Source organism: Anaeromyxobacter sp. SG17 (assembly GCF_022690695.1).
In the GTDB taxonomy this organism is placed as follows: domain Bacteria; phylum Myxococcota; class Myxococcia; order Myxococcales; family Anaeromyxobacteraceae; genus Anaeromyxobacter; species Anaeromyxobacter soli.
In genome coordinates, this window is sequence record NZ_JALCYX010000114.1 from 1 (window position 1) to 9,752 (window position 9,752).

General features: G+C 75.7%; 6 protein-coding genes and 1 pseudogene. 6 read left to right on the plus strand and 1 reads right to left on the minus strand.

The genetic code is table 11. The annotated features are described in order from the left end of the window. Positions 1-1,643, plus strand: a pseudogene (locus MNY60_RS22450) (hypothetical protein); the annotation flags it as partial. A gap of 69 nt (positions 1,644-1,712) precedes the next feature. Here MNY60_RS22450 and MNY60_RS22455 read toward each other — a convergent pair. Next, on the minus strand, positions 1,713-3,161 hold the full coding sequence (locus MNY60_RS22455) for a diguanylate cyclase (protein ID WP_242341302.1): 1,449 nt from the start codon (positions 3,159-3,161) through the stop codon (positions 1,713-1,715). A 27-nt stretch (positions 3,162-3,188) separates the two neighbouring features. On the opposite strand from MNY60_RS22455, the gene pgeF reads away from it, so the two are divergent. The 5 genes from pgeF to topA all read left to right on the plus strand — a co-directional run bounded on the left by pgeF (position 3,189) and on the right by topA (position 9,701). Then, the gene (gene pgeF, locus MNY60_RS22460; RefSeq protein WP_242341301.1) at positions 3,189-3,965 is read left to right on the plus strand and encodes a peptidoglycan editing factor PgeF; all 777 of its coding nucleotides are present in this window, start codon (positions 3,189-3,191) and stop codon (positions 3,963-3,965) included. 33 nt (positions 3,966-3,998) lie between these two features. After that, positions 3,999-4,874 (plus strand): tetratricopeptide repeat protein, encoded by an 876-nt coding sequence (locus MNY60_RS22465; protein ID WP_242356374.1) that lies wholly within the window; start codon positions 3,999-4,001, stop codon positions 4,872-4,874. After that, positions 4,871-6,196 (plus strand): LysM peptidoglycan-binding domain-containing protein, encoded by a 1,326-nt coding sequence (locus MNY60_RS22470; protein ID WP_242341299.1) that lies wholly within the window; start codon positions 4,871-4,873, stop codon positions 6,194-6,196. The genes MNY60_RS22465 and MNY60_RS22470 overlap by 4 nt, the downstream gene beginning before the upstream one ends. 203 nt (positions 6,197-6,399) lie before the next feature. Further along, positions 6,400-7,263, plus strand: coding sequence for a DNA-processing protein DprA (gene dprA, locus MNY60_RS22475; protein ID WP_242341298.1), 864 nt, complete (start codon positions 6,400-6,402; stop codon positions 7,261-7,263). Positions 7,264-7,277: 14 nt separating this feature from the next. Beyond that, on the plus strand, positions 7,278-9,701 hold the full coding sequence (gene topA, locus MNY60_RS22480; protein WP_242341297.1) for a type I DNA topoisomerase: 2,424 nt from the start codon (positions 7,278-7,280) through the stop codon (positions 9,699-9,701). Positions 9,702-9,752 lie beyond the last annotated feature (51 nt).

Below are 9,752 nucleotides of genomic sequence, written 5' to 3' on the forward strand. Positions count from 1 at the left end.
CGGCGGAGGCGCTCGCCGACGCGCGCGGCCGGCTGCAGAAGCGCGAGGGTGAGCTCACCGTCGAGCGCGCCGCGCGGGCGGAGGCGGCGCGGAAGGCCGAGGCGTGGGCCGCGGAACTCGAGGCGAAGGCCGAGGACCGGCTCCACCGAGCGGCCGCGCTCGAGGAGGAGCTGCGCCGCGCGCGCGAGTCGCTCGACGCGCTCTCGCGCGAGGCCGAGCGCAAGCAGGCGGAGCTCGCCGGCAGGCTCGAGGCGCAGGAGGCTCTCGTCGCCGCGGCGCGCGGGGAGGGGTCGCGGCTCGAGGCGGCGCTCGAGACGGCGCACCGCGAGCGAGCGGAGCGGGTGAAGGCGCTCGAGGCGGAGCGCGACCAGGCCCGCGCCGAGGCGGCCGGCCTCGAGCTCCGGCTCTCGCGCGCGGAGGAGGACGCCGCGCAGATCGGCGGCGCGCGCGACGCGCTCCAGGCCGAGCTCGAGGCGACCGCGGCGGACGAGGCGGCGCTCCGGGAGGAGCTGCACGCCGCCGTCACCGCGCGGGAGGCGGCCGACGCGGAGCGGGCGCGGCTCGAGGCCGAGCTCACGGCCGAGATCACCGCCCGCGGAGACGCGGAGGAGCGCGCCCGCGCCCACGCCGCGGCGCTCGAGGACGAGCACCGGCGGCGAGAGGAGGAGCTCCTCGCGGAGCTCTCCAAGAAGACCGAGGCGGCCGAGGCGCTCCACGAGCGCTTCGAGGATCTCGCCGCCGAGCGGGCCCGGCGCGAGGACGCGCTGCAGAAGGAGATCGCGGCGAGGACCGAGGCCCTGCGCGCGGCCGAGCGGCGCGAGCGCGCGGCGAACGAGACCGCGGCCTCGCGGGCGGAGGAGACGCGCCGGCGGATCGCCGACGCGGAGGAGCGGATCGCGCAGCTCGTCTCGGCGCGCGAGGCGTCCGAGGCGGCGCGGCTCGAGGCCCGCAAGCGCGTGGACGAGGCGCAGGCGCAGCTCGTGGCGACGGGCGCGCGGGCCGAGCGCGCCGAGGCGCGGGTGCGCGAGATCGAGCAGGCGCTCGCGTCCGCGCACCGGGACCGGCAGCGGATCGAGACCGAGCTCCAGGCGCGCATCGCGCGGGCGGAGACCCGCGCGGCGGAGCTCGCCGCGCGCGCCGAGCAGGGGGCGCGCGACGCCGGCGTGGCGCAGGCCGCGCGGGCGCGGATCCAGGAGCTCGAGGCGGCGCTCGCCCAGGCCGGCCAGGCGCGGGCCCGGGCCGACAAGGAGCTCACCACCCGCGCGCAGGCCGCGGAGACGCGCGCCGCCGAGGCCGCACGCCGCGTCGAGCAGCTCCAGGCGGAGCGGCGCGAGGCGGAGGGGCGCGGGGTGCGCGCCGTGGAGGAGGCGCAGGCGCGCTTCCGCGAGGAGCTCAAGCGGCGGGACGAGCTGCGTGCGCAGGAGCTGCAGCGGCTGCATGCGGCGCTGCAGGAGCGCGCCCGGCGCGAGAAGGCGCTCGAGCTCGAGCTCGCTCGCGTCCGCGGCGCCCCGCGCCCGGGGACCCCGCCGGCCGCCCCCGCGCGCCCGGTGACCCCGCCGGCCATCCCCGCGCGCGTGGCGCCCGCGCCGCAGGGCCAGGAGCCGGTGAGCGCGGGGGGCGGGGAAGCCCCCGGCGACGAGTGACGCGCCCCGCCGAGCCCGCGCGCGAGGCGGGCTCGCCGCGGCGAGTCGTCAGGGCGCCTTCCGGCGAGCTCAGCCCGCGGCCGCGGCGGGCGGGCTGCCCTCGCCGGGCCTGAGCTCACCCGCGTCCGCATCCGAGGCGCTGCGCTGGTCGCGCTTGCGCCCGGGGTGGTCGCGCATGCCCGGCGCGTACGGCATGACCACGTTGCGCCCCGCGCGCTTCGCCGCGTACAGCGCCCCGTCGGCGCAGTCGATGAGCGCGCCGAGGTCGCGCGCGTCGTCCGGGTAGATGGCGACGCCCACCGAGATGGTCACGTGGCCGGGGCCGACGCCCGGGTGCGGGATGGCCGCGGCGGTCACGGCGGCGCGCAGCTTCTCGGCGGCGACGAGCGCGGCCGCGCGGTCGGCGCGGGCGAGCACCACCGCGAACTCCTCGCCGCCGTAGCGCGCCACGACGTCCACCTTGCGCGCGGCCCCGCCCAGCACCGCCGCGACCCGGCGCAGCACCGTGTCGCCGGAGGCGTGGCCGAAGGCCTCGTTGTAGCGGCGGAAGTGATCGACGTCGACGAGGGCCACGGCGGTCGCGTGGTCGAAGCGCGCGCTCCGCTCGAGCTCGTCCTCGAGGCGCGCGAACAGGCTCCGGCGGTTGTGCGCACCCGTGAGCGCGTCCGTCTGTGACAGCCGGACCATCTTCTGGTGGAGGCGCGCGTTCGCGACGGCGATGGCGGACTGCGCCGCGATCGCCTCGAGCAGCCGGCGCTCCTGCGGCGAGAGCCCGCCGCCCGCCGGCCGGAGCGCGATCGCCCCCGCGCCCTCCTCGCCGCGGGCCATCGGCACCTCGAGCCAGCCGGGGCGCGCCTGGCCCGGGGGGAGCCGGGTGCCGACCGCCGCCCCGTCGCTGCCGTAGGCGGCGCGCACCACCCGCTCGCCGGTCGCCTCGTCGACGAGGAGCACCTGGAGCTCCGCCGCGCCGAGGGCGCTCCCCACCTGCGCGGCGGTCGCGCGGACGAGCTCGTCGAGATCGAGCGTCGCACCGAGCGTGCGCCCCAGCTCGAACAGCAGCGTCAGCTCGCGCACGCGCGCCTCGAGCTCCGCCTTGAGCGAGAGCTCGCGCTCCATCGAGGCGATCGACGCCGCGTCCTCGATGCGGCGGACGTGGAGGTCGGTGATGGCGGCGAGCGTCTCGTTGTAGGTGCTCGCCACCTGGCCGATCTCGTCCTCGCCCTCGTCCGGCACGCGGTGCAGGAAGTCGCCCTCGCGCGCCCGCCGCATGCCCGCGGCGAGCCGCCGGAGGCGGCGGTCGACGACGTAGCGCACCACCACGAGGTGCATCGCCGCGAGCCCCGCCGCCAGCACGACGAGCGCCACGAGCGCGATCCGGTGGAGCGGCTCGACGGCCGGCGCGAGCGCCCGGCTCTCGTGGCGCAGCCAGAGGACCACGGCGAGGGAGAAGAGGAGGCCGGGGGCGCCGACCGCGATGAGCAGCTTGCGGCCGATGGAGCGCCGGATCGATCGGAGCATGGGCGAGGGAAGGTTATAACCCGTCGGATGCGTCTCCTGACGAGCGAGCGGCTGGCCGCCTTCCCGCACGGCTTCACGACCCGCCCCGGCGGCGCGTCCCCGCCGCCCTGGGACGCCCTGAACCTGGGGGGCGCCGTGGGCGACGAGCCGGCCCGGGTCGAGGAGAACTGGCGCCGGCTCGAGGCCGCCACCGGGCTGCGGTTCGCGCGCGTCCGGCAGGTGCACGGGACCCGCTGCCTCCGGGCGACGGCGGCGACCCCGCCGGCGGAGGAGGCGGACGCGGTCGTGTCCGTCACCGCCGGCGTCGCCGCGTGCGTCTCGGTGGCCGACTGCGTGCCGGTGCTCGTCGCCGATCCCGAGGGCGGGGCGGTCGCCGCGGTCCACGCCGGCTGGCGCGGCACGATCGGGCTCGCCGCCGCCGAGGGCGTCCGCGCGCTCGCGCGGGAGGGCGCCGACCCGGCGCGCCTCGTCGCCGCCATCGGCCCGTCGATCGGGCCGTGCTGCTACGAGGTCTCGGCCGAGCTCGCCGAGCGGTTCCGGGCGCGCTTCGGCGCCGAGGTCGTCCGCGCCGGCGCCGCTGCGCGCCTCGACCTGTGGCGCGCGAACCTCCTCGCGCTCGAGGAGGCCGGGGTGCGTTCCGAGCGCGTCGAGGTGCTCGGCCGCTGCACCGCCTGCGAGCGGGAGCTGTTCTTCTCTCACCGTCGCGACGCGGGGCGCACCGGGCGCCAGGTAGGCTTCATCGCACCCGCGTCCGCTCCCGGCAGCGCACATCCGCGGCGGCCAGGCGAGGGGCCCCTTCCTTGACGGGCGGCCCCCGAACCCTAGAATTTTCCAGTTTTGAGACCCCTCGCGCGAAACGCCTCCGCGGCGCTCGTCGTGTTGCTCGGCTGCGCCGGCGGCGGCGCCGCCGCGCCCTCGGAGGTCGAGGCGCTCCGCGCGGAGGTGCGCGCGCTGCGCGCCGACAACGAGGTGCTCGCGCGCAAGGTGGACGGGCTCTCCGCACGCATGGAGCTCGCCGGCGCGCGCGCCGCGCGAGACCCGGCGCCGCGCCGCGCCCCGGCCGCCGAGGCGCTCCCGCCCGTGGTCCCGCCCGACCTGGCGGTCGTGAGGGTGGAGCCCTCCGAGCCGCCCCCGGTCGTCCTCAGGATGGCTCCCTCCGAGCCGCTCCCCGCGGTGGTCCCCGCCGCAGGCGCACCCCAGCCCCGGCGCGCGCCGCCGCCCGTGCCGACCGCGATCCCCATCGCCGAGCCCGCGCCCGAGCGGCTCGAGGCGCTCGCGCTCGGCGGCGGCCGCGAGCTCTCGGTCGAGGCCGATCGCGAGCTCCGCGCGGCGCGCCGCCGCGACGGCGTCGCCCGCGCGCACGCCCTCGAGGACTTCGTCGCCCGCTACCCGCGCCACCCCGCGGCCGACAACGCGCTCGTCGAGGCGGCCGAGTCGTACGCGGCGGCGGGCAAGGACGACGCGGCCTGCGCGCTCGCGGCACGGGCCGGCGACGACTACCCCGCCGGCGACGCGCTGTCCGGCGCCCTCGAGCGGCTCGCCGCCTGCGAGTCCCGGCGCGGCTCCGCCAGCGCGGAGCGGCGCATCCTCGAGCGCCTCGTCACCGAGTTTCCGAGGACCCCGGCCGCCGAGCGCGCCGGGACTCGCCTCGCAGCCATCTCCGGGCAGGGCGGCGACACGTCGCCGCGCGTCCCGGCAAGGAGCGGTCCATGATCCGCAGACACCTCGTCGCCGTCCTCGCCCTCCTTCCGGCCGCTGCGCTCGCGCAGGCCGGGGCGCTCGACGCGGCGCGCGACGCCGCCCGGACCGCGAGCGCCGATCCGCAGGTGGAGGCCACCGGCGCCGTGCAGGACGGGGCGCCCTCGGAGACCGCGGCCGCCGTACCCGCGGACGCGGCCGGCGCACCGGCGGCGGGCGAGGAGGGCCTCGCGCCGGCCGTGGCCGGCACCGCGCTCGCGCTGGAGGACGCCGCCACGAGCGGCGGCCAGACGCCGGACACGTACACGATCCGGCCCGGAGACACGCTCTGGGATCTCTCCGGCCGCTACCTGAACAACCCCTGGTACTGGCCGAAGATCTGGTCCTACAACCCGGACATCGAGAACCCGCACTGGATCTACCCGGGCAACCTGCTCAGGTTCTACCCCTCCGCCGACGAGGGCCCGACGCGCGTCGAGCCGGCCGGGGAGCCGGTGGCCGAGGCCGAGGAGGCGCCGCCGCGCGAGCTCGAGGACCTCTCCCGCGCGGACGGGAAGTCCGACGACGACGGCGACGCGGTGGCGGTCGTCGGGCCCTACAAGATCGGCTACGTCTCCCCGCGCGCGCTCCTCGCGCGGCACGACACGTTCGTCACCCCGCGCGAGCTCGCCGAGTCGGGCGCGATCAAGGCCGCGTTCGAGGAGAAGCTCATGCTCTCCAGCCACGACAAGGCGTACGCGCGGTTCGAGCGGCGCGCCGAGGTGAAGCCGGGCGAGACCTACGTCATCTTCAAGACGGAGCGGCCCATTCGCCACCCGCGCACGAACGAGCTCTTCGGCTGGCAGTCCACCGTGCTCGGCGCGGCCAAGGTGGTCGCGGTGGACGACAAGGCGGCGACGCTCGTCATCACGCAGTCGTTCGAGCCCATCGAGCGCGGCGCCATGCTCGGTCCGTGGACGGAGCGCTTCCTCCGCCGGGTGGATCGCCGCGCGAACCGCCGCGCGCTCGAGGGCACCATCGTCGGCGGCCAGGTCCAGGTCGTCACCCAGCTCGGAGAGCACCACGTCGTCTTCATCGACCGCGGCTCCGCCGACGGCGTGGAGGAGGGCAACGTCTTCACGGCGGTCCGCGCCGGCGACCCTTACGGCCGCGCGCCGGGCCTGCCGGCCTGGGATTCGAGCCTCCCGAAGGAGGACATCGGCGAGATGCTCGTCATCGACGTGAAGGAGCGCGCCTCGGCGGCGCTCGTCACGCGCAGCCTCGTGGAGCTCGCCATCGGCGATCGGGTGGAGATGCGCGCCGTCCGCTCGGCGGCCGAGGGGGCCGGCGGTCGCTAGCTCCACCGTCCTCCGGGTGCGCGGGCGCCGGCCAGGCCGTCGCTCTCGCACGGCTTCCCGCGCGCCCTCCCGCCGGCCGCAATCCTACCGGTTTACGGGAGGTAGGAGGCCGTTTTGACCGTGTCGGCAGGTACGGTCCGTGCATTCGGCGGCGGGTCCCCACCTTGACGCTCCACCACCCGGTGGGTATATGGCCCCGCTCCATGGAGGAGGCGACCACCATCCGTCCGGGCGACGGCCTTTACCCGGACCGCCTCGCGCAGACGCCCGATCGTCCGGCCGAGCTGCGCCTGCGCGGCGCGCTCGCCGACCTCCGGCGCGTCGCCGTCGTCGGCTCGCGCCACCCGGACGCCTACGGGGAGGAGATGGCGCGCCTCCTGGCCGCGGGGCTCGCCCGGGCGGGCGTCTCCGTCGTCTCCGGCGGCGCCCTGGGCATCGACGCCATCGCGCACCGCGCGGCGCTCGACGCGGCCGGCCACACGGTCGCCGTCCTCGGCACCGGCGTCGACGTGCTCTACCCGGCCTCGAACCGGCCGCTCCTCCAGCGCGTGCTCGCCGAGGGCGGCGCGATCCTCTCCGAGCTGCCCGACGGGACGCCGGGCTTCGCCGGGAACTTCCCCCGGCGGAACCGGATCGTCTCGGGCCTGTCGGAGGCGGTCGTGGTCGTCCAGGCCGGGGAGAAGAGCGGGGCGCTCATCACGGCCGACTGGGCGCGGACGCACGGCGTGCCGGTGTTCGCGGTGCCGGGCGACGCGCGCGAGCCGCTCTCCGCCGGGCCGATCGCGCTCCTCCGCCGGGGCGCGAAGGTCGCCGCCTCGGCCGAGGACGTGCTCGGGGCGCTCGGCATCCCGGCAGCGCCGGTCGCCGAGCGGCAGCTCGCGCTGCCCGCGCTCGCCGCGCCCGAGAGCGCGCTCCTCGCGGCGCTCGCCCGGCGCCCGCGTCACGCCGACGAGATCGCGCGCCAGGCGGGCCTCGCGCCCGGCCCGGCGCTCGCCGGGCTGCTCACCCTCGAGCTCGAGGGTTTGTGCGAGCAGCGCCCGGGCCATTACTTTCTGCGCCGCACGTAGGGGGACCCCGACAGATGCCGAGAGCCACGAAGGTCGCAGCCGCGGAGGGCATGAAGAAGGAGAAGGCCGCTCCGCCCAAGCGCGCCGCGAAGAAGCCCGCGGTGGGGGGCAACCTCGTCATCGTCGAGTCGCCCGCCAAGGCGAAGACGATCAAGAAGTACCTCGGTCGCTCCTACGACGTCCGCGCGTCGGTCGGCCACGTGAAGGACCTGCCGAAGTCCAAGATCGGCGTCGACGTCGAGGCGGGCTTCACGCCGCAGTACGACGTCATCAAGGGGAAGGCCAAGGTCCTCTCCGAGATCAAGCGCGCCGCGCGCACCGCCGAGCGCGTCTTCCTCGCGACCGACCCCGATCGCGAGGGCGAGGCGATCGCCTTCCACATCGCGGAGGAGATCGGCGACTCGGGCGACGGCCGCGTCCGCCGCGTCCTCTTCAACGAGATCACCAAGAACGCGATCCAGAAGGCGATCGAGAAGCCGCTCGACCTCGACCGCAAGAAGTTCGACTCGCAGCAGGCGCGCCGCATCCTCGACCGGCTCGTCGGCTACCAGATCAGCCCCATCCTCTGGAAGAAGGTCCGCCGCGGCCTCTCCGCCGGGCGCGTCCAGTCCGTGGCGGTGCGCCTCGTGGTCGAGCGCGAGCGCGAGATCGAGGCGTTCAAGCCCGAGGAGTACTGGACGCTCGAGGCGGAGCTCGCCGCGAAGCTCCCGCCGGAGTTCCGCGCCCGGCTCTCGAAGGTCGACGGCCAGAAGGCGGAGCTGAAGGAAGGCGCGGTCACCCACGCGCTCGTGAAGGACCTCGACGGCGCGACCTACGTCGTCGCCAACGTCGACAAGAAGGAGCGCCGCCGCAACGCGCCGCCGCCCTTCACGACGGCGAAGCTGCAGCAGGAGGCGGCGAACCGCCTCGGCTTCACGGCCAAGAAGACGATGACCCTCGCGCAGAAGCTCTACGAGGGCGTCGAGCTCGGCGACGAGGGCGCGATCGGCCTCATCACGTACATGCGCACGGACTCCGTCCGGCTCTCCACCGAGGCGGTGGACGCGGCGCGCGGCTACATCGCCGACGCCTACGGCAAGGACCACCTGCCGGAGGCGCCGAACGTCTACAAGACGAAGGCGAAGGCCGCCCAGGAGGCCCACGAGGCGGTCCGCCCGACCTCGCTCGAGTGGACGCCGGCCCGCGTGGCCCCGTACTTCGAGCAGATCGGCGAGCGCGACATGTACCGGCTGTACGAGCTCATCTGGAACCGGTTCGTCGCCTGCCAGATGGTCCCGGCGGTCTACGACCAGACCACCGCGGACATCACCGCCGGCCGGGCCACGTTCCGGGCCACCGGCTCCATCCTCAAGTTCCCCGGCTACCTCGCCGTCTACGGCGCGAAGCCGCCCGAGGAGGAGGCCGGCGCCGAGGAGGAGGCGAAGGAGAACGGCGATCGCGAGAAGGCGAACGAGGAGCGCCAGCTGCCGCCGCTCGAGGCCGGCATGACGCTCGACCTGCGCCGGCTCCTCCCCGAGCAGCACTTCACGCAGCCGCCCCCGCGCTTCAACGAGTCGTCCCTCGTGAAGGAGCTCGAGCAGCGCGGCATCGGCCGGCCGTCCACCTACGCCGCCATCCTCGAGAACATCCAGGAGAAGACCTACGTCGAGAAGGTCGAGCGGAACTTCAAGCCGACCCACCTCGGCCTCGTCGTCACCGACGAGCTCGTGAAGAGCTTCCCGCGCGAGATGGACCTCGCCTTCACCGCCGGCATGGAGGAGCGCCTCGACGAGATCGAGGAGGGGAGCGCCGCCTGGCAGCAGGTCCTGAAGGACTTCTACGACAGCTTCAAGGACGACCTCGCGAAGGCCGAGGTCAACATGCGCGACGTGAAGCGCCAGGAGATCGCGACCGAGCTCACGTGCGAGAAGTGCGGCAAGCCCATGGTCATCAAGTGGGGCCGCATGGGCGAGTTCCTCGCGTGCTCCGGCTACCCCGAGTGCCGGAACACGATGAACTTCAAGCGCGAGGACGGGAAGATCGTCCCGGAGAAGGAGGAGGACGTCCCGACGGACGAGAAGTGCCCGGAGTGCGGCGCCGCGATGGTGATGAAGCGCGGCCGCTTCGGCCGCTTCCTCGCGTGCACCCGCTACCCCGAGTGCAAGGGCACGAAGCCCATCTCCATCGGCGTGTCCTGCCCGAAGGGCTGCGGCGGGTACATCACGGAGAAGCGCTCGCGCCGCGGGAAGACCTTCTACGGCTGCTCGTCCTATCCCAAGTGCGACTTCGTGTCCTGGGATCGGCCCCGGAACGAGGCCTGCCCGCAGTGCGGCAGCGCGTACCTCCTCGACAAGTACTCGAAGAAGACGGGCCCGTACGTGGCCTGCCCGAACAAGGAGTGCGGCTACCGGCGCGACTCCGAGGCGAAGGGTCCGGAGACCGCGCCCGAGAGCGCGTAGCCGAGATCCGATTCTCGCCCCAGCGAGCGAAGCGAGCCCGCCGGGGCGGCG